Origin of the sequence: Paenibacillus sp. FSL H3-0286 (assembly GCF_045040705.1) — a bacterium.
Lineage (GTDB): Bacteria > Bacillota > Bacilli > Paenibacillales > Paenibacillaceae > Paenibacillus_AQ > Paenibacillus_AQ odorifer.
This window is the reverse complement of the sequence record NZ_CP150285.1, coordinates 6,712,636-6,733,288: the sequence shown is the minus strand read 5'-3', so window position 1 is coordinate 6,733,288 and position 20,653 is coordinate 6,712,636. Positions and strand designations below refer to the sequence as shown.

The 20,653-nt window shown below is 44.4% G+C and carries 15 protein-coding genes; 9 read left to right on the top strand and 6 right to left on the bottom strand.

What is annotated here, in order from left to right; translation table 11 throughout:
- Positions 1–64 precede the first annotated feature (64 nt).
- The gene (locus tag MHB37_RS30020) at positions 65–1,930 is read right to left on the bottom strand and encodes an LTA synthase family protein (protein ID WP_076301465.1); all 1,866 of its coding nucleotides are present in this window, start codon (positions 1,928–1,930) and stop codon (positions 65–67) included.
- Positions 1,931–2,212: 282 nt separating this feature from the next.
- Between MHB37_RS30020 and MHB37_RS30015 the strand changes: the two genes are divergently transcribed.
- Both MHB37_RS30015 and MHB37_RS30010 read left to right on the top strand, forming a co-directional pair.
- On the top strand, positions 2,213–4,525 hold the full coding sequence (locus tag MHB37_RS30015) for a helicase C-terminal domain-containing protein (protein WP_405168789.1): 2,313 nt from the start codon (positions 2,213–2,215) through the stop codon (positions 4,523–4,525).
- A gap of 53 nt (positions 4,526–4,578) precedes the next feature.
- Complete coding sequence (locus MHB37_RS30010) at positions 4,579–5,547, top strand: Gfo/Idh/MocA family protein (protein WP_076219739.1); 969 nt, start codon at positions 4,579–4,581, stop codon at positions 5,545–5,547.
- A gap of 76 nt (positions 5,548–5,623) precedes the next feature.
- On the opposite strand, the gene MHB37_RS30005 is transcribed toward MHB37_RS30010, so the two are convergent.
- Positions 5,624–6,307 (bottom strand): CidB/LrgB family autolysis modulator, encoded by a 684-nt coding sequence (locus MHB37_RS30005; protein ID WP_076123999.1) that lies wholly within the window; start codon positions 6,305–6,307, stop codon positions 5,624–5,626.
- Positions 6,301–6,675, bottom strand: coding sequence for a CidA/LrgA family protein (locus MHB37_RS30000; protein WP_076123997.1), 375 nt, complete (start codon positions 6,673–6,675; stop codon positions 6,301–6,303). The genes MHB37_RS30005 and MHB37_RS30000 overlap by 7 nt, the downstream gene beginning before the upstream one ends.
- 111 nt (positions 6,676–6,786) lie before the next feature.
- Between MHB37_RS30000 and cidR the strand changes: the two genes are divergently transcribed.
- The 7 genes from cidR to MHB37_RS29965 all read left to right on the top strand — a co-directional run bounded on the left by cidR (position 6,787) and on the right by MHB37_RS29965 (position 16,537).
- Positions 6,787–7,716, top strand: a complete 930-nt coding sequence (cidR, locus tag MHB37_RS29995) for a cidABC operon transcriptional activator CidR (RefSeq protein ID WP_076278300.1) — start codon at positions 6,787–6,789, stop codon at positions 7,714–7,716.
- Between the two features lie 114 nt (positions 7,717–7,830).
- Positions 7,831–8,100 (top strand): aspartyl-phosphate phosphatase Spo0E family protein, encoded by a 270-nt coding sequence (locus tag MHB37_RS29990; protein ID WP_076099698.1) that lies wholly within the window; start codon positions 7,831–7,833, stop codon positions 8,098–8,100.
- A 164-nt stretch (positions 8,101–8,264) separates the two neighbouring features.
- Positions 8,265–9,662 (top strand): DNA-binding protein, encoded by a 1,398-nt coding sequence (locus tag MHB37_RS29985; protein ID WP_076105042.1) that lies wholly within the window; start codon positions 8,265–8,267, stop codon positions 9,660–9,662.
- Between the two features lie 345 nt (positions 9,663–10,007).
- Positions 10,008–10,454, top strand: a complete 447-nt coding sequence (locus tag MHB37_RS29980; RefSeq protein ID WP_076124352.1) for a MarR family winged helix-turn-helix transcriptional regulator — start codon at positions 10,008–10,010, stop codon at positions 10,452–10,454.
- Entirely contained in the window at positions 10,447–12,207 is a 1,761-nt protein-coding gene (locus MHB37_RS29975) for an ABC transporter ATP-binding protein (RefSeq protein WP_076123992.1), read from the top strand. Before MHB37_RS29980 ends, MHB37_RS29975 begins: the two co-directional genes overlap by 8 nt.
- Positions 12,204–14,099, top strand: a complete 1,896-nt coding sequence (locus MHB37_RS29970; protein ID WP_076123991.1) for an ABC transporter ATP-binding protein — start codon at positions 12,204–12,206, stop codon at positions 14,097–14,099. Before MHB37_RS29975 ends, MHB37_RS29970 begins: the two co-directional genes overlap by 4 nt.
- Before the next feature lie 212 nt (positions 14,100–14,311).
- Positions 14,312–16,537, top strand: a complete 2,226-nt coding sequence (locus MHB37_RS29965) for an MMPL family transporter (RefSeq protein ID WP_076182011.1) — start codon at positions 14,312–14,314, stop codon at positions 16,535–16,537.
- 442 nt (positions 16,538–16,979) lie between these two features.
- On the opposite strand, the gene MHB37_RS29960 is transcribed toward MHB37_RS29965, so the two are convergent.
- From MHB37_RS29960 to MHB37_RS29950, 3 genes are all read right to left on the bottom strand, one after another.
- Positions 16,980–17,291, bottom strand: a complete 312-nt coding sequence (locus MHB37_RS29960) for an antibiotic biosynthesis monooxygenase (RefSeq protein ID WP_076179209.1) — start codon at positions 17,289–17,291, stop codon at positions 16,980–16,982.
- 834 nt (positions 17,292–18,125) lie between these two features.
- Entirely contained in the window at positions 18,126–18,845 is a 720-nt protein-coding gene (locus MHB37_RS29955; RefSeq protein WP_405168788.1) for a 3-ketoacyl-ACP reductase, read from the bottom strand.
- 148 nt (positions 18,846–18,993) lie between these two features.
- On the bottom strand, positions 18,994–20,541 hold the full coding sequence (locus MHB37_RS29950) for an FAD-dependent oxidoreductase (RefSeq protein WP_405168787.1): 1,548 nt from the start codon (positions 20,539–20,541) through the stop codon (positions 18,994–18,996).
- Positions 20,542–20,653: the final 112 nt, after the last annotated feature.

Below are 20,653 nucleotides of genomic sequence, written 5' to 3'. Positions count from 1 at the left end.
GTTCTCCTTATTGGAGAATCGCTGCTCTGCTGTTTTTGTTCGTTGGCTGCCTACGCCCTGTAATTTATTGTTTAGGTTGTTTGTCAGGCAACTGAGTGATATAGCTGTGGGAAAGCTGTAAAAGCCTCAAGGCACGGTTATATTCGTCTTCAGTGGCACTCGGCGTTGTTCCATTGTTATAAATAGAGTACTGAGTGTTGTCTTCAAAGCTGTTACCAGGAATAAGCAATCCTGAGCTGGCAATGAATGAACCAGAAGGTAAATAATATCGTTCTGGCAGCAAATTATAAGTCTGACTGAGTAGATCTTGACCAAAATATACGTTATTCTCTAATGAAATCCCAAGCAGACTGGCTGCGGTTGGCATGATATCTACTTCCCCGCCTACTTCGTCAATGGTCTGCGATGTTACGCCAGCACCTGCATGAATAAGCAGAGGGATGTTCATCATATCCGCATAACTGTATTCATGACCATAGATTTCAGTCATCAATTCTTTATCATCATGATCGAGGGAATAAATCGGCAATCCCATATGATCTCCATAAATCATGATTACACTATTGTCCCAGACACCATTTGCTTTAAGCTCTTCTACAAAATGTCCAAAAGCATCATCCGCATAGTTCTGGGAACGGATATAGTCACCAACAAAAGTACCTTCATAACGCTCCGGCAGCTTCATGCGGTATTTTTCTTCCGGAATAGTAAAAGGGTGATGCGCTGACATTGAAATGACTTGAGCGTAAAAAGGCTGCTCCTGTTGGTCCATTTCTTTTAGTTTATCGGCTGTCTTACTGTAGAGCGTATCATCAGAAGCTCCAAAGAAGAAGACATCATCTTCACCAAAAAATTTGCGGTCATAATAATGATCGAAGCCGAGGGAGTCATACAGCTCGCCGCGGTTCCAGAATTCTACGACATTGGTGTGGAAGGTTGCAGTCTGATATCCATTTTCTTTAAGCACGCGTGGCAGACTTGGAAGTACCTTATCCACATAAGACATCGTTGCCGCTCCACGTGGAGGGATGTAGAAGGAAGTGTTAACTACGAACTCTGCATCCGACGTATTCCCTTGGCCAACCATTTGATAGAAATTAGGGAAGTAAAGACTGTCCTTCATTACCTTGTTCAGGTTCGGTGTAATTTCTTGACCGTCTAATTTAAGGCCCAACAAGAAATTCTGGAAAGATTCCATTTGAAGAATAATAAGGTTCTTGCCTTTAGCGATGCCTTGAAGTGGAGAACTAGCCGCAGTATTAATCCCCTTCAATTTGTTGATGGCATCTTGTGTAATGTCACTTGAATCGACTAGCTCAGGCTCTTCTTTAGCGAAGATCGTATAAGCTTCATAATTAAGAATTCCCATTTCTTGAGCTTTCTTAATTTCGTTCATGCTGGCCTTATTAGGCAAGATGTTGAACAAACATAAAGCAAGTGAGACTGCAAACAGAACACTATACTTAAGTTTTCCGCCACGGCGGTGGTTGATATTCTCTTTCTTATAGACCCGGCCTTTTTTATTAAAGAAGAAATAGACGCCAAGAATAATGATGTCTGTAAAAATCAGCAGGTAGTATGGATCCATTAGTGAGAATACGCTGTTGCTGACGGCGGTGACTTGATTCACCTGCTCCGCTGCATGGTAAGTCACAATAACACCGTAATATTTAAAATACATAATGGCTGCGAAGAAAATGGCTGTCACTAATAAATTTACGGTCATGTAATATCCGAGCTTGCGCTTGGAACCAAAACGTTCAATGATACAGAAGAGCGCCCAAGCAAAGGGGATTTCAGTTAATAATGATTTCCAGGGCAATATATCGTCAAAGATTACGCCCCATGCCAAGAAAGCTTTTAGAATAAAAATTATTGTGAAAAACACAAAAGGTTTAACGATCCACTGTTTAAAGTTAAAGGATGACACAGCTTCGCCTTCTTTCTACATGATAAAACGCCATTTCCCGGCTAGGAAGAAACAGCGCCCAGACAAAATAATTCCATAGTAATTAAATTTATTATGCAGGGCTGGCTATAGAATGTCAAAAATCGAGAACCTAAGTATAAGCTTAGTGGAGCGCGTAAAGTTGAACACAAAGGGTTGAAGCTGACGCTCCTGCTCTCATGCAGGGTTATACAACGAATTCAGGACTAAAATGGCAATTGGGAACAAAAAGGATATATGGATAATAAAAGGAGGTGATGCTGGATGAGCTCTACAGTAGCTTTATCAGTTAGAACTCTCGTTGAATATGTTTTTCGCAGCGGAAGCATTGAACCTGGCTTTCATGGAACGGGCGCTATGGTCGAAGGCACAAGAATTCATCAGAAGATCCAAAAGCAATATAAGGAAGGTGACCGCAAGGAGGTTTATTTGAAAACGGAGATTCCTTATGGAAACCTGCTTTATGTTGTAGATGGGCGTTGTGATGGATTGCTTGTCTCGGAGGATGGGAGCTTTACGGTCGAAGAAATCAAATCAACCTCCGGACTCCTGGATTTACTGGATGAAGGACATGAGGTTCATTGGGCACAGGCGCTGATGTACGCATATATGTTGGCTCTGGAGCAAGAGCTTTCTTCTATTCAGGTTAAGCTTACCTATGTCCACCGGGCTACTGATGAGCAAAAAAGCTTGTACCGAACGTTGTCTTTTGAAGAACTGATTTCATTTGTGAATGACACAGTGGCTAGATATGCTCCATACGCTGAGATGATGGTTCGTCATGATGCTAAGAAGGAGCAGAGTCTTCGGGAGTTGAGCTTTCCGTTCTCCTCTTATCGAAAGGGACAACGTCATTTTGCAGGAGCTGTATACAAGTCCGTCGTGGAAAAGGTCAGTCTGTTCGCTCAAGCCCCCACAGGTATCGGGAAAACAATGTCGACGTTGTTCCCTGTCCTTAAAGCGATGGGCGAAGGACAAGCTAAAGGATTGTTCTATTTAACGGCAAAGACGGTTACCCGTTTTGCCGCGCAGGAAGCGATCTCGCTGTTGCTAACGCAGGGTCTTCAGCTGCATGTCATCACACTTACCGCTAAAGAGAAGGCTTGTTTTCGCGAAGAGGGGATATGTGGTAAGGATTCCTGTCCTTATACGGATGGTTATTATGACCGGATCAACGAGGCATTAATGGATCTGTTAGAGCATGAGACGCTGATGAGCAGAGACACCCTTGCACTGTATGCTCACAAACACAAAGTGTGCCCATTTGAGTTCTCGTTGGATGCAGCCTATGCCTGTGATGCTGTGATCTGCGATTACAATTATATATATGATCCTCGCATCAGTCTGAAACGGCTAACAGAGGAAAGAAAGAGAGAAACGGTACTTCTAGTAGATGAAGCACATAATCTGGTAGACCGGGGACGGGAGATGTTCTCCGCCTCTTTGCTGAAAGCCCCTTTCCTGGAAATCCAGCGCCAATATAAAGAAATGAACCGGAATTTGAGTACAGCCGCTAAATCGGTGAATGCTTTTTTCATCTCCCTTCGCAAAATTTGCAATGAAGAGGGGCAAGGGCAGTGGGACTCGTTCCCGGAGGAGCTGCCGGCTTTGCTTGAGATATTTTCTTTGGAGGCGGAACAGGAGCTTATTCACCCGAGCTCCAGTATTGTCTCACTGAATGGGGAAGGAGAAGGGGAAAATATCCTCTTGGATACCTATTTTGCAGTTCAGGGCATGCTCCGCACCTTTAAGACCTATGATGAACGCTACATTACCTATGCGGAGGTTCGTAGAGGGGATGTCTATCTCAAGCTATTCAATTTGGATCCCTCGCATCTGCTACGGCAGATGTCCAAGAGCTTTCGCAGCCAGATCCTGTTCTCAGCTACACTTTCTCCATTATCTTACTACCGGGATATGATTGGTGCAGCGGAGGAAGATTACAGTTTAACCGTGTCTTCCCCTTTTCAGAAAGAGCAGTGGGAAGTTACCGTCTTACCTGTCTCCACACGTTATCATGACCGGGAAGCCTCCCTAGTTCCGTTGACTAAAGCACTGAGCCAAATGGTCTCTAAAAAGGGCAACTATCTGGTGTTTTTTCCTTCGTACCTCTATTTGCAAAACGTATATCAGGCCTTTACGGAGTATTACCCTGAAATCCGGACATTGATGCAGGATACTGGCATGAGCGAGCAAGCTAGAGAAAGTTTTTTAGCCGCATTTAGTCCAGATAATGACGAGACGTTATTGGGATTTGCTGTACTTGGAGGGATTTTTTCAGAAGGTGTGGATCTGCCAGGGGATCGCCTCAATGGGGTTATGGTTGTTGGCGTTGGCCTGCCACAGCTTGGTCTTGAACGCAATCTGCTGCGTCAATATTTTAATGCCAGAGGAAAAAATGGCTTTGATTATGCCTATGTCTATCCGGGAATGTGTAAGGTACTCCAAGCCGGAGGCAGGTTGATTCGCAGCGAGACGGATACGGGCATTATCGTGTTGGCGGATGACCGTTTTTTGCAGAGTCCATATATGCATTTGCTTCCCGAAGAATGGAGAGATTATCTTATACGCTCATAAGAGGTTATAATCTACGAAAGGGTATTCATAATCAATCGGCAGGAGGAAATAATATGACAATAAAAGTGGGTATTGTGGGTACAGGTTGGTTCTCTAAGGTACATGCTGATTTGCTGGCGGGGATGGCTGATGTCCAGTTGCAGGCAGTCTGTGGAAGCAGTAAAGCCAAAGGCGAAGATATGGCACGTCCATATGGAGCTGCTGGATATGGTGATATTACAGAGATGTTGGATGCGGAGAAGCTTGATGCTGTTTATATCTGTGTGCCTCCACAATCTCATGGTGCGATTGAACGTTCATTAATCAAGAGGGATATTCCTTTTTTTATAGAGAAGCCGCTTAGTATGACTACTGAAATTCCTGCCAGCTTGCTGCAAGATATTAAAGAACATAATTTATTGACCTCGGTAGGCTACCATTTCCGCTATCAAGAGAATGTTAATAGGCTCAAGGAAACACTACGTGGTGACAAGATCGGTATGGTCATGGGCCAGTGGATGGGCGGCATGCCGGGCGTAGCTTGGTGGCGTGATCAGGAGCAATCCGGAGGACAGTTCACCGAGCAGACCACTCATATCGTCGATTTGGTGCGTTATCTGGCAGGAGAGGTAAAAGAAGTATACGGCATGTTCGGAAATCGAATTATGCATGAGCAGCATGAAGGTGTGAGTGTAGCCGATGTAGGTACCGTATCTCTGAAGCTTGAGAATGGAATCATAGCTAATATTTCAAATACATGTGTGCTGCCTGATCCGGTAGGAAGTGTAGGTCTTAGTTTCTATAATGATCGGGGATTGCTGGACTGGAACCCGGATCGTCTCTTGGAAGTGCGAAGTGGCAATAGCACCGAATTTGAAAACACAGGAAATCCATATTTAGTGGAAAGTGAAGCTTTTCTGTATGCTGTACGGACAGGAGATCGTTCGCGTATTCTCAGTGACTATGAGGATGGATTCAAGACGCTTAAAGTAACTTGTGCGGCTTACGAGTCCGCACAAAGTGGACTTCCGGTTAAATTCTAAGTTCGGATTCTTAAAAAAAGGACATGCCGCCTTAGATGTGCTAAAGAGACATGTCCTTGGCTCAAGCTGGGTTAGCCTAGTGGAGGAATATTGCGAGTAAAGCTGGCGCCACACCTATGGATAACAGCGCGGACAGAATCATCGCAATACTGGAGATGGTTCCGGTCAGTGAACTAAGCTCGAAGGCCTTGGATGTTCCTGTACCATGCGCAGCGGTTCCCAGCGATACACCACGCGCGATTTCATTGTCAATGCGGAAGATGCGGAGTACTGTAGGGCCCATCATTGTACCGAGTATCCCGGTAATGATGACGAAGACTGCAGTAATACTCGGTACACCGCCGATACTTTGCGAGATGCTCATAGCGATCGGTGTAGTCACCGAACGTGGAACCAGACTGGCTGCCAGATCGCCGCTGACATGCAGCCATTTGGCGAGCAGAATGGAAGAGATCACCGCTGTTATCGTCCCTGACAGCACGCCTGCCGCAATTTCGGCGGCGTGCTTTTTGAGCACCTTGAAGTTTTTATGCAGAGGGATTGCAAAGGCCATAGTTGCCGGTTGCAGCAAATCCGTCAGCCATTTGCCTCCCGCATTGTAAGAATCATAAGTAATGCCTGTGATGAGTAAGAAGATAATCATAAGCACGGGTGTAATGATCAATGGAGAGGTGTACACTTTGCCACTAGAAGCATAAATGCGTTTCGCCAGTAGATATACAGCAACCGTAAGACCGAAGAATAATAGAGCGTTTAACATGATCCTTTCCGCTCCTTTGCTTTGTAAATTCTACTGGTAAGTAATCCGGAACTGGCCATTACAACAATCGTACCCAAAATGACCACCGCGAGGATTCGTAAACCATCAGTTTCCAGAATATTGGCGTATTTCATTACGCCGATAGCAGATGGAATAAAGAACAGCAAGAGCTCAGCCAGTAGCCAAGAAGCACCAACTTCAACCCAATTCAGATGAATGACACCAAACTCAAGCAGAAGAAACAATATAATCATTCCGAGTATGCTTCCGGGAATAGGGATATGCAAAAATGGGGTTACAGCATTGATTAGTAATGAGAATAGGGTGAGTCCCGCTACCTGCAGCAAGCCTATAACAATCTTTTTCATAAGGCTTCGCTCCTTTCATGATAATGAAAGTTTACATCAATTGTTTTCATAGGTAAAATGAATAGATTGAATAAATGACATTCCTTTTGTCTATGGATCGGAGGTTGGAAAATGGATATCCGACAATTAGAATATTTCGTCCAAGCAGCACGAATGAAAAGCTTTACTCGGGCTGCCGAATCCTTATATATTTCACAACCTACGATCAGTAAAATGATCCGGAATATGGAGATCGAGCTGGAGGCTGATTTGTTTTACCGTGAAGGGAAAAGTGTCCGGCTTACAGATGCGGGGGAAATTCTGTTCACCAAAGCGCAAAATATCGTGGAGTCGTTCGCCAGCTTGTCTTCTGAGCTGGATAGCTTACGAAATTTGGAGCAGGGCCACATCCGCATCGGTCTGCCTCCAATGGTAGGAGCGAGCTTTTTTCCTTCGGTGATTGGTCAATTTCATAAACGTTATCCGCAGGTTACTATTCGTCTGCATGAGGATGGCGCGAAAAAAGTGGAGGAAGATGTAGAAACGGGCTTGTTGGATATCGGAATGGTTGTGCTGCCTGTAAATACAGCCAAACTTCATTGCTTCACCTTTGTTGAAGAGAAGCTGAATCTTATTTTACCTGTTGGACATAGATTGGCCGAGGCAGACCTTGTTCCGTTAAGTGAACTAGCCGAAGAGGAGTTTGTGCTGTTCCGGGAGGATTTTACGCTGCATGATCGGATTATTACGGAATGTGTGAAGGCGGGATTTCAGCCTAAGGTTATCTATGAGAGCTCCCAATGGGACTTAATTAGCCGTATGGTGGCTGCCGGAATGGGAATCGCATTGCTGCCAGAAACCATTTGCCGGGATATGGATCGTTCACGATTGGTCGTTGTGCCTTTGACGGATCCGGTAATTCCGTGGCAGCTTGCTATGGCGTGGCGTAGAGACCGTTATTTATCTTTTGCGGCACGCGAATGGATTGCTTTTGCAAAGGGACTTTTGCGAGAACAGTATCCAAATGAGCTCCCTGACGAACTTGCGGAGGACTCTGAATAAGTAGTAATTCCGTTTTTGTTAGAAGCTCTACAATTTTTCTTTTTTTTGAAAATATGTTTTTTGGTATCATGACTTATGATAGGAGAAGATGTTGATAGAGAGAAGGAGAGAGATGTGACACAAAATCCAAATTCCTCCAAGAATAATCATAGAAAAGATTATAAAGAAGATGAGCTACTTGTAACTATAGAGAGTCTTAGATGTGAATTGCTGGAGGTTGCAGAGCAACGCAGTCTTAGTGACCGTGCTGTTCTAGAGCTCAGTGAGCGATTAGACAGCTATATTTTGCTGGCACAAAATAAGATGATGGAAAATTTGCGCAACCGGAAAGCCGGCATTACATCCTATAGTAGAAGTTCCAAAACCGCCATCACTGTTAGCTAAACTACCGACAACATAGAAATATAATACTATGAAGATGTTACTGATCTAGAGGAGCGTATTAGGCTCCTCTATTTGTCGTACAATCTATTTGTTGTACAATCCATAACTTTCACCTATAATGTCAATTAATAGAATCTTTTCAAGTCAAACTTTGGGGGTGCCGAGTGGAGGGAAAGTTAACAACTATACGCTCAGAAATTGAGAAAAATTTGTCCCGCTCCGGCCATAATCTCGCCTCATTTTCAAAAATTTGTGGCCTGAATCGAGGCAGCCTCAGTGCAATTCTGCATGGAAATCCGCCGAAGCCTATGTCCTTGGGACAAGTAGATGCAATTATAAAAGCCTTTGGTTTTCCAGAAGGCTGGTTATATCCTCTATATGTTGATGAATGCTTCAATGATGAGAAGGTCTCACGCCGTAGAGTGGAGCCTTTTTTGATTCGTTGTGCTGAATTGGGCAAACAGAATTGCATTGATGAAACTATAAGCAGATTATTAGAGTCTACCAAGCCGCTGGATATCATTTATTCTGTTGCTGATAAATTATTCAATAAAGGCAAAGTTCAGGAATCCATGTTTTTTTACAAGATTGTAGTAGAGAACGAGTCGGATAGTTATAGTGAACGTCTCGCGATCAGTCATTATCGTAATTTTAAATTTTTGCAAACACTTGATATGGAGGAGAAGCTACGCGCAGTCATTAGCTTTAGTCCTTTTAGGGGGCGCCTTCCGGAAAATTTGCAATTAGATGGTTTATTGATGCTGACACAGCTATGTTTCGCCCTTCGCAGATGGGAAGAAATGGAGATCTATGCTGATGAGTTGAGAGCTTTAGCCAATGCAGTTTACCGCCAAGAACTGCGGAGGAGCGGAGACAAACGAAGAGAAGAACTCTGTACGGAACGTCCGCTCGTTGTTTATTATGGACACGGATATTTGCTTAAAGCAATTTCGTTGACGAAGCAAGGTCAATATGAAGCGGCGAAGAAATATACCGCTGGTTATGCAGACTTAGGCTGGTTTGAGATGTTGGATGAAGTAGGCCAGCAAGCTGTAGAACAATTCCGATTATTTGCAGTTGGGAACAGTTTCACACTGGAAATGTTGGAGGGAAACGTAAAGGTTGTACCGGACTATGTAGCTTTTTTGGCTGAGCACCCCGGAGAAATATTGCCAGGACTCATTATTATTATGGAATCGGCTAATCATTACAGATTTTCTGTAGACGATGTGCTTAAACGTTTTGCACGGGAAATGTTACGATTTGAACAGTTTGAAGATCCCATTAATATTGACCGATTATATCGGTTGTACTATCAAATAGCCATGTATCTAATAAACAATGGACAATATATTACGGGTGTAGACTATATCATACAGTCTTTAGAGTTATCTATTAAGACTAATAATGGAATAGACTTCATTAAGTGCGTGACCTTGTTTGAGACCAATAGGGACTATGCAACTCTGAATCAACAGGAGAAATACAGAAAGCTGATAAGGGAGGTGAGAAAAGATGAAAAAATCACTATTGATGATGGCAGGCATTTTAGCATTGTTTAGCTTCATCATTATCGGCCCAGTTGGTTCCGGAAGTAACGGACCAATCACAACTTATGAGCACGGAGCAGGATTCTAAAGGTTATCCTTGGCAATATTCTATATACAGATACATATACGCATAACTACTCCCTTGCACTCGTGCTGGGGAGTTTTCTTTTTCGTAATAATTGATAGCGTATTCATAATTTGACAAAGCAATCTGGCGAAAATATAATTAGGTAGCCTAAATAATATAGTGTTTAATAATTAGTTGACCTAACTAAAATAGAGGTGAAGGAAATTGGGATAAACGGAGGAAATACAGAAAATACTGAAAATTCAGTCGCACACGGGCTTTTTGCGGCGATGAAACGCCTGCACAAAGCTCAATGGCAAAAGGGCGTTGAGGGCCACAAGCCAAGTGAGATGACTTTAATGATATGCATTGAAAAATGGAATCATTCTGATGAAGAGGGTCTCAAGGTGTCTGAAATCAGCCGACTACTTGGATTCACTCCTCCTACCATCACGCAGCTGATTAACAGTCTTGAAGCGAAACAGATGGTGGAAAGACGCGCGGATCCTTCGGACCGAAGAGTTGTACGCGTGAAATTAACGGAAAGTGGAAAAGAACTCACACGAAAAGCAGAACATTATCGTGATGTGATGCTTGATAAGCTTGTGCAACACTTAGGCGAAAAAGACACTAAACAGCTCACAGAGCTATTGCTTAAGGTACATGAATACGTTGAGGATAATCCACCACCTGATTGGGATAGGCTACAAATGAACGGAGATGAGAAGCTTGATTAAATTATTTAAACAACTGAAGCCTTTTAGGGTAGCTATTGGTGCTGTATTAATCCTTGTATTTTTGCAGTCCATGGGCGATTTATACCTTCCTACTCTGATGTCCGACATCGTCGACAAAGGGATTGTTCAAGGAGATCGCGCTTATATTTGGAAAATAGGTAGTTTCATGCTCCTGGTTGCAGGTGGCGGTGCTTTATGTTCGGTAATTGCCAGTTACTTATCGGCAAAAGTAGCAGCCGGGTTTGGTAAACTCACCCGTGCACGAGTATTTAACCATGTAGAAAATTTTACGCTGCATGAATTCGATAAGCTGGGTACAGCTTCCTTGATTACACGTACAACAAATGATATTACACAAGTTCAAACGGTACTTACTATGATGTTGCGCATGATGATCGGAGCACCGATGATGATGATTGGTGGTATCATCATGGCAGTATCTGAAGATGCTAAATTATCATTGATTTTTGTAGTCGTTATTCCTGTACTTGTAGGGGCGATCTTCTTTATTGGGATGAAGGGTCTGCCACTGTTTAAAGCCATTCAGATTAAGCTTGATAAATTAAACCTGGTGCTGCGTGAGCATCTGACAGGTATTCGTGTTATTCGTTCTTTTAACCGGATTGATCATGAGAATAGACGTTTCACCGAAGCTAACCGTGATCTTACGGATACAGCTATCAAGGTCAATAAAATTATGGCCGGCCTGATGCCGCTGATGATGATTGTAATGAACTTTTCTATGATTGCTATTCTTTATTTTGGTGGAATCCGAATTGGTGATGGCGACTTGCAAGTTGGGTCCCTGATGGCATTTATCCAATATGCAATGCAAATTATGTTCTCTCTGATTATGGTATCGATGATGTTCGTGTTAATTCCGCGTGCTTCAGCTTCAGCCGTGCGTATCAATGAGGTACTGGATATGCAGCCTGAATTTACAGATCCTACTGAGAGTGAACTGCATACAACAGCTCAAGCTACTAAAAAAGACGGACGCGATTCTTTGCGTGGTTTTGTTGAGTTTGAGAATGTATCTTTTTCCTATCCAGGGGCAGAACAGCCTGCACTTTCGAAAATTAGCTTTAGTGCTCGTCCGGGTGAAGTTACCGCGATTATCGGGGGTACCGGATCGGGTAAATCTACACTGCTTAGCCTGATTCCAAGATTCTATGATGTTAATGAAGGTGCTGTACGCGTAGACGGAGTGGATGTACGTGAGATGACACAGGAAGAGCTGCGGAGCAAAATCGGTTACATCCCACAAAAAGCAGTATTGTTCTCGGGTACGATTAATGAGAACATCCGCTACGGTAAAGAGGATGCTACGGATGAAGAAATCATTCATGCATCTAAGGTGGCTCAAGCCTACGATTTCGTATCCGCGATGAAGGATGGGTTTGACTCAGAAATTGCTCAGGGCGGGAATAACGTCTCAGGTGGTCAGAAACAGCGGTTGTCCATTGCTCGGGCGCTTGTGAGAAAACCTGAGGTTTATCTGTTTGACGATAGCTTCTCAGCTCTTGATTTCAAGACAGATGCCAAACTTCGCGCGGCTCTCAAATCTGAAACTACGGAATCCACCGTATTGATCGTAGCTCAACGGGTTAGCACCGTTATGGATGCGGACCGGATTATTGTAATTGATGAGGGTGAAATTGCTGGAATGGGCACTCACCGTGAACTGCTCGAGAGCAGTGATGTGTACCGCGAGATCGTATCCTCGCAGCTGTCAGAGGAGGAAATAGCATGAGTGAACAAAACAGAGAACATAAACCTGCAGCTCCCCGCGGCCATAAAGGCCCGGGTGGACCGGGTGGTCCTGGAATGAGGATGCCGGCAGAAAAAGCTAAAGATTTTAAAGGTACACTTCGTCGCCTAATCAAATACTTGCGCCCACGTATGGTTCAATTGATTATTGTACTAATTATGGCGATTGCCAGTACGGTGTTCAGTATCTTCAGTCCAAAAGTTATGGGTAAAGCTACAACCAAACTGTTCGAAGGTGCTTACGGTAAACTGATGGGTGTAGAAGGTGCCTCCATTGATTTTGGATATATTAATGATATTCTGATCCTGCTCGCGGGATTGTATCTGCTTAGTGCTTTGTTTAGTTACATTCAGCAATATGTAATGGCGGGTGTAGCGCAGAAGGTAGTTTATGACATGCGTGAGCAGATCAACAGCAAGCTGGAGCGTTTACCTTTAAAATATTTTGACTCCCGTACACACGGGGAAATTCTCAGCCGTGCTACGAATGACGTAGATAACATCAGTACCACGTTGCAGCAAAGTTTAACGCAGCTAATTACTTCAATCGTCACTATTATTGGTGTTATTGTGATGATGCTTACCATCAGCCCATGGCTGACTTTAATCACGATTACTACGTTGCCACTCAGCTTTATTGTGATTATGGCGATCTCCAAACGTTCGCAGACTTATTTTGTGAGACAGCAGAAATCGCTTGGCCAGTTGAATGGTCATGTAGAGGAAATGTATACGGGGCACCGGATTATTAAAGCTTTCGGCCGCGAACCGCAGTCGCTTAAAGATTTTGATGAAATAAATGATAAGCTTTATGATTCTGGCTGGCGGTCTCAATTTATGTCAGGTATGATTATGCCGCTTATGATGTTTATCGGTAACTTGGGTTATGTGCTTATCTGTGTTGTGGGTGGTATTTTTGTTACTAAAAAAATGATTGATGTCGGGGATATCCAAGCCTTCATTCAATATTCACGTCAGTTCACCCAGCCGATTGCACAAACGGCTAATATTGCTAACATTATTCAATCCACCATTGCTTCCGCAGAACGTGTATTTGAACTTCTGGATGAAGAAGAGGAAGTTAAGGAAGTTAATACTACACTGGTGAAGCTTGATGAAGGTGCTCCGGAAGGTTCCGTTGAGTTCCGTCATGTGAAATTCGGCTATAAAGAGGATGCTATTCTGATTGAGGACATGAATATTGAGGTTAGTCCAGGTCAGACTATAGCGATTGTCGGTCCTACTGGTGCTGGTAAAACCACTTTGATTAACCTGTTGATGCGCTTCTACGAGCTTAACGACGGGGAAATTATCATTGATGGCGTCAACATTACCGATATGAAACGGAGTGACCTACGCAGTAAATTTGGTATGGTGCTTCAGGATACCTGGCTCTTCAACGGTACGATTCGTGACAACATTGCTTACGGTCGTGAAGGTGCATCTGAAGCTGATGTGGTGCGGGCTGCCAAAGCTGCGCATGCCGATCACTTTATCCGCACACTTCCGCTTGGCTACAATACGGTGTTAAATGAAGAAGCTTCTAATATTTCACAAGGACAGAAGCAGTTGATTACTATTGCTCGCGCTATTCTGGCCGATCCATCGATCCTTATTCTTGATGAAGCAACGAGCAGTGTCGATACACGGACTGAATTGCTGATTCAAAAAGCGATGAATGCGCTGATGCAAAACAGAACCAGCTTCGTTATTGCCCATCGTCTCTCGACGATTCGTGATGCGGATCTCATCCTTGTCATGAATCAAGGTAGTGTAATCGAGAAAGGCAACCACGAAGAACTGCTGGCCCAAGGCGGATTCTATGCGGATCTCTATAACAGTCAGTTCTCTGAAGGAGATTTGGACGTAGGCTAAATTGAAGTGAAGAAAAAAGTATAGATAACCCATAAACCCCTCTTTTCACATGTTGCTGATTTTTTATGTGAAGAGAGGGGTATTTTATATGTGATGATGTGTTTTAATTTTTCTGAAAAATAAAAAAAGTTTGATTAAAAATTAAAGCATATATATGATAGAATAAAAAATGACCCGCGGCTCATTTTTAAGGCTGCAAGGTAAAAGAGAGGATGAAGGGAATGTCAGGCTACGGAAAATGGGTGGCAGGAAAAAAGACGAAGTGGATTACTCTTCTCGTATGGATAGTGCTTGTAGGTGCACTTACCCTGTTATGGCCTGCAGTGAATTCTCAGGTTGCTAATAATGCGCCTAACCTCCCAGATGATTCACAATCGGTACAGGCAGCAGCTATTGCAGAGCAAGAATTCCCTAGTGGAAGTGGAGTGCCTGCGCTGCTCGTATGGCATAGAGAAGGTGGGCTTTCACAAGATGATTTAGTACATATCACTGCTGTGTACAAGAAGTTGGAGCAGCAACCATTGCCCCATCAGAATTTTGTTCCCCCATTAGGACAACTGCCGCCACAGGCATTACAAGCCTCGTTATCTGAGGATCTTAGTACGCTGGTAACCCCGGTGCTTTTTGATAAAACAGCAGATAGTGATCAGCTTGGCGAAGCTGTGACAGAAATGAAGAAGATCATAAACACAGAGACGGGTGGAGACCCCTCCGCGGCTAAGGTGGATGGAAAAGACCTGAGTTTACGTGTTACGGGTCCAGTGGGCATCTCCATAGATGCTTCAGGCCTGTTTCAGAACGCAGACGTTTCCTTGTTAATTGCTACGGTTATGCTTGTGCTGGTGTTCTTATTGGTGATTTATCGTTCACCGATCTTGGCTTTTATTCCACTTATTGCGGTTGGATTCGCTTATGGTGTAACTAGTCCGATTCTTGGAAAAATGGCGCAAGAAGGCTGGATCACAGTGGATTCACAGGCTGTCTCGATTATGACTGTTTTGCTATTCGGAGCTGGTACGGACTATTGCCTGTTCCTGATCTCACGGTTCCGGCAGTTGTTGAAGGTAGAAGAGAGTAAGAGTCGTGCGCTTCTTCGCTCCATTACCGAATCTTCAGGCGCCATTGCTATGAGTGGCTTCACCGTCGTGCTCGCGCTGTTTGCGTTATTGCTGGCTAAGTATGGAGCTTATCATCGTTTTGCCATTCCATTTAGCGTATCTATCTTCATCATGGGAATTGCCAGTCTAACCCTCGTACCAGCACTGCTGGCAATCTTCGGACGGACCTCGTTCTTCCCATTCATTCCGCGCACACCGCAAATGGAGGTAGAACGGGCTAAGGCTAAAGGCAAACCTATTCCGGAACCCAAAGTTTCCCGTAAAAAAGGAATTGGTGGTTTGGTAGTAACCCGGCCTTGGGCTATCGTAGGTGTGACCGTTATCGGACTGGGGATTTTGGCTTCATTCTCCAGTGGTATCAAATTTACGTATGATATCCTATCCTCTTTTCCTAAAAATATGGAGTCCCGCGAAGGTTTCGACCTTATTGGCAAACAGTTCTCCCCCGGAGAATTAGCTCCAGCGAAGCTGATTATTGATACCCAAGGAAAAGCGAGCGGAGAGGATTTAAAGGTCATTCTTGGCGGACTCACCTATGTGGACACGGTTTCCGATCCGCAGCAGGGGGCAGTAAACAAAGATATTGTTGGTTTTGATATTGAATTTAAAAGCAATCCATATTCACTAGAAGCGATGGGTCATATTCCTACCCTTCTTGCTACCGCAGAGCAGGCATTAATCGATGTAGACGTTGCGAACCCTGCGGATCACGTGTGGGTAAGCGGGCAGACGGCGACACAGCATGACACTAAAGAGATTGGAGATCGGGACACCGATCTGATTATCCCCGTGGTGATCGGAATGATCACCGTACTGTTGTTGATATATCTGCGTTCAATAGTGGCCACCATCTATCTGGTCGGCACCGTTATTCTCTCCTTTTTCTCAGCGCTTGGCTTAGGTTGGATTATCATTCACTATGTGATGGGAGCAGATGCCATTCAGGGAGCGATCCCACTGTATTCCTTTGTTTTCTTGGTGGCACTTGGAGAAGACTACAACATCTTCATGATCTCGAATATCTGGAAAAAGCGTAAAACCATGCCGCTTAAGCAGGCTATCGCGGAAGGTGTGAATGAGACCAGCTCGGTAATTACCTCTGCCGGCCTCATTCTGGCAGGTACATTTGCTGTATTGGCAAGCTTGCCGATTCAGGTGCTTGTGCAGTTCGGTATCATCACCGCTCTTGGGGTTCTGCTGGATACCTTCGTGGTTCGTCCGTTCCTTGTACCAGCTATTACAACGCTCTTTGGCCGTTGGTCGTTCTGGCCGGGTAAACATCAAGAGGTGGAGACCCCTCAGCCAGATGTAAGTAAATAATGAGTTTATAAACAAACAGGGATGTCTCAGAGCCATATTGGCTCCGGACATCCCTGTTTGTTTTAGGCTTGGGCACAGGACATCGCTGGATAATAGCGCTGCTTGTACCAACTAACTTAATTGTATCTATTAGGCTAATCAATCAGTCTACTGGACGATAATTACTCTAAGTTTTTACTGTAGCAATTAGCATTTAGAAGCGATAACTGTGTTAATTAGCGGCTGATTGTCTTAGCCAAGAGGTAAAAGACAATTAGCATGCTGCATTGGCTAGCCCAGTGGTAAAAGACAATTAGGTGGCTCCATCAATAATAGTCAATTAGCTCGTAGCACCGGTTACCTAGCAGTAATAATCAATTAGTTAACTGTACTTATCGGGCTACCATTCCGTACACACTTCTGGTTCAATCTAGCTACTGCTCTGTTTGGGTGGTCCAAATCCTTAGTTACTGGGCGTGCGGCTGATCATTAGTTCATATTTATCGATGGAAGCACCCAGGATTGCGTCATTACCACCAGCACCACGGTGCGACTGACGGAAGGACTCGCTGGAGGTCCAGCCTTTGAATGCATCCTCATTCTCCCATACGGTGCAGATTTTTAATTCCTCGACACCTTCCTTGGCATTTCCACGCCAAACCTCCATACGTACAAACCCTGGCATATCCTGCACACCATTATTTCCTCCGAAACGTTGAGCAATAGCTTCGCCGTGGCCTTCTTTTACTTTAATAGTATTAGTTACTACCAGCATGATAGATAAACCTCCGATCAGAAAGTTAGTATATTTTTCAGGACATTGTGAATCGAAATAGTATAACATGGGAACCTCGAAAATTAGCCAATATCTCAAGGTAACATCGTGATTTTCAACTAACAAAATAAAAGACCATCCCACAAGACACAAGAGTGCGGGTGTTTAGTTGCACTTTGTACACTTAAATTATCCGTCACACCAGAACCGATCGAATAAGTGTATTCTCTGCAACTAATTTGTGCGAATCTGGTGAATCGACGAGAATAGCCTTCTTTTAACTGTATAGAGTGCAACTAAAGTATGATTTCTCCTCTAATTGCGCTGAATAGATGTACAAAGTGCAACTATTATCTATTTAAACGTTAAGTATTGTGCAAACTCAGGTACCTGCCAAAAATCAAAGTGTCTACTGCAAGAAAAGTGGCTATAGCAAGTTAAAGTAACTACTGCACGTTAAAGTAACTACCGCAAGTAAAGTGCCACCTCAACCATAACGTTACTCTAAGCCAAAGTGCCAACCCAACTCCATATTGTTTACTCAAAACCACCATTACAGCTAGCATCCAATTCCAGTCCCAGTTCCCTAATAAAGCCTCCAAATGAAGTTACATTGCAGAATGTGCAACAGAATAGCCTGAATGATGTCTAAATAAGGCAGTCTGCTGCATTCTGTACAAAAGAATCAAGCCCAAATCGCCTAAAAGGAGGGAAGCCACTAAACTGATTGCACAAAGAGCAATTACCCAAGGCTTCACTCTCGTCTAGAGGGATCCTATTGCACAAAGTGCAATCACCCCAGATCATCCGGCTCCCTCCGCGTCCAGCGCGATTTTATTGCGGATTGGTGGTCCATAGTCCTGCTGTTTTTAGGAAGACGCGATCCGGCAGCTTCAAAGCTGTCAGTGCTAATTCAGCAACATCTTCAGGTTGCATCATGCGGTCTTCGTCACCGATTTTAAGTCCAGCATTGGAAGCTAGACCAGTGTTGACGGTGCTTGGAGTCAAGGCTACGACGCGGATATTGTGTTTGCGCACTTCTTGTGCGAGGGCTTCGGTCATGCCCATGAGAGCGAACTTGGACGCGCAATAAGCAGAGCCTGTCGCGAAACCGCGTTCTCCGGCTGTGGATGAAATATTGATGATATTTCCGCCATTTTTCTCAATCATCGCAGGCAGTGCTGCACGGGTTACGTAATAAGTACCGTAAAGATTAACTTGGATGTGGCGCTCCCAGTCTGCAGGATCCATTTCTACTAAAGTGCCGAATTTTGCGATCCCGGCATTGTTGATTAATGCATCAAATGCTCCAAGCTCATTTTGCAGGGAAGCAACAGCACGTTCAGCTTCTTCGCGTACAGCGATATCGGCCACGGCAATGCTGACTTTAACGTCATATACTTCCGTTAAGGCTGATTTTAACGCTTCGAGATCACCTGAAGCTCTGGAGATTAGACCTAAATTAGCACCTTCCTTAGCCAGTGCCATAGCCAAGGCTTTTCCGATCCCTTTGCCTGCACCAGTAATTACAACACTCTTTCCTCTCAAATCCATCTCTATCGTCACTCTCCTTCAAACTTTTTTGAAGCAGCTGCTTCATTCAAGTCTTATTATACCTGAATGCTATAGGGCAATTACAATCGCCCCTTAGAAAAGGGACTGTAAATTTTCATGAAGCCGAACTGCCTTTTCATGAAAAGTATTATTCATGGAGTTTCGTCAGCGGTACCGACGCAGGGCCCTCTAAAACTTCGCCATCGTAGGAGAAGCGGGAACCATGGCAAGGGCAATCCCAAGAGCGATCCCCGTTGTTCCATTCGCATTCACAGCCCATATGGGTGCAGGTTCTATCCACCAGATGAAGTTTACCTTCTGGATCCTTATAAGCTCCCACACGTTTGCCATCATGGAACACAACGGCCCCTTCGTCAGCTTCTAAATCAGTTGTCTTTTTATGGACGATTTCCACTTTGCCCGCCACGAGCTCTTTTGCTACGTTGGCATTTTGCACGATGAAGTTTTTTAGGCTGGTGCCAGCTTTGAAGCGGGACGGATCGTACAATTCGGTATACGGATTATCTTTGCGCTGAATCTGATCCGAGATGATCTGTGCGGCCAGCGTACCGCTTGTCATGCCCCATTTTCCAAAACCTGTGGCGATATAAATCTCTTCGTTGTCAGAAATTTTACCGATGTAGGGCACTCTGTCTAGGGTGATTAAATCCTGTGCTGCCCAGCGGTAAGGGATTGTTTTGATGCCGAGCAGATTTCCTGCGAATAGCTCCAAATTCTCATAATGTCCTATCGTACAGATGCCCTGGCCTGTCTTATGGTTGTCTCCCCCGACAATGACCAGATTCCTGCCTTCCCACTCTACTGCACGAAGAGAACGGGTGGGTTCGCTTGCACTTAGATACATTCCACCCTCAAAATCCGTTTCAGGCTGGATCGCCAGACAGTAGGAACGTTCAGCATGCAGCCGCGAGAAATATAGTGCTCCTCCATCGTAGAATGGGAAATGAGAAGCTGAAACGGCGTAGCGGCAGGTGATCCGATGCTCGTCCTTTTCAGTAAAAAGCGTAAGCTTATCGTTCTTCTCCACCTTATCCGCCATCATCGTATGCTCATAGATTACGCCACCTTTATCCTGAATGACCTTCAGTAGCCCCTTCAGATATTGCAGCGGGTGAAAGCGGGCTTGTCCTGGTAATTTAATGGCACCACTGGCCATCAGAGGGATAGAGACGTTATCTAGCCATTCTCCGGGCAGCCCCAATTGTTCATAGGCTTTATACTCTTCCTCCAGCTGTTTAAGCGACTTATGATCTTCAGCATCCGCGTACAGAAAAGCCGCCTCATGTTTCATGCCGCAGGATACTTCAAGTTCCTCAGCCGTATTCTGGATCCAATTCATAGCCTCGCTGTTCGAGCGATAATAGAGCCGGGCTTGCTCCTGCCCAAAATGCTTTATCAAATGATGATAGATTAACCCGTGCTGTGCTGAGATTTTTGCACTGGTAAAACCCGTAGTGCCACTCAGAATTTCTCCGGCTTCTAAGAGCGTGACTTTGTAGCCTGCGTTGCTGAGGAGATAGGCTGTTGTAATGCCTGTAATTCCACCGCCTACCACTGCCACATCTGTAGAAATATCTTCAGCCAGCTTTGGAAAAGCCGGTAAATCCGTGGTATCTCTCCATAATGATTCCGGAAATTGTGGAAGACTTTGCGTTATCTTACGGTTTGGGTCCATCTATTATCCCTCCATCTTTACAATCTTCATCTCATTTATTACCACAGTCCTGTGAAAAGAAACTTCCCATTCCATCGTGCTGTGCATGAATTCAGAGAAACAGTGCCAAAAT

Coding starts and splice junctions, on each gene's coding strand:
- MHB37_RS29955 (WP_405168788.1), bottom strand. CDS start 18,845: ATGGATTTGAGAGGAAAGAGTGTTGTAATTACTGGTGCAGGCAAAGGG.
- MHB37_RS30000 (WP_076123997.1), bottom strand. CDS start 6,675: ATGAAAAAGATTGTTATAGGCTTGCTGCAGGTAGCGGGACTCACCCTA.
- MHB37_RS30005 (WP_076123999.1), bottom strand. CDS start 6,307: ATGTTAAACGCTCTATTATTCTTCGGTCTTACGGTTGCTGTATATCTA.
- MHB37_RS29965 (WP_076182011.1), top strand. CDS start 14,312: ATGAAGGGAATGTCAGGCTACGGAAAATGGGTGGCAGGAAAAAAGACG.
- MHB37_RS29950 (WP_405168787.1), bottom strand. CDS start 20,541: ATGGACCCAAACCGTAAGATAACGCAAAGTCTTCCACAATTTCCGGAA.
- MHB37_RS29960 (WP_076179209.1), bottom strand. CDS start 17,291: ATGCTGGTAGTAACTAATACTATTAAAGTAAAAGAAGGCCACGGCGAA.
- MHB37_RS29980 (WP_076124352.1), top strand. CDS start 10,008: ATGAAACGCCTGCACAAAGCTCAATGGCAAAAGGGCGTTGAGGGCCAC.
- MHB37_RS30010 (WP_076219739.1), top strand. CDS start 4,579: ATGACAATAAAAGTGGGTATTGTGGGTACAGGTTGGTTCTCTAAGGTA.
- MHB37_RS30015 (WP_405168789.1), top strand. CDS start 2,213: ATGAGCTCTACAGTAGCTTTATCAGTTAGAACTCTCGTTGAATATGTT.
- MHB37_RS29970 (WP_076123991.1), top strand. CDS start 12,204: ATGAGTGAACAAAACAGAGAACATAAACCTGCAGCTCCCCGCGGCCAT.
- cidR (WP_076278300.1), top strand. CDS start 6,787: ATGGATATCCGACAATTAGAATATTTCGTCCAAGCAGCACGAATGAAA.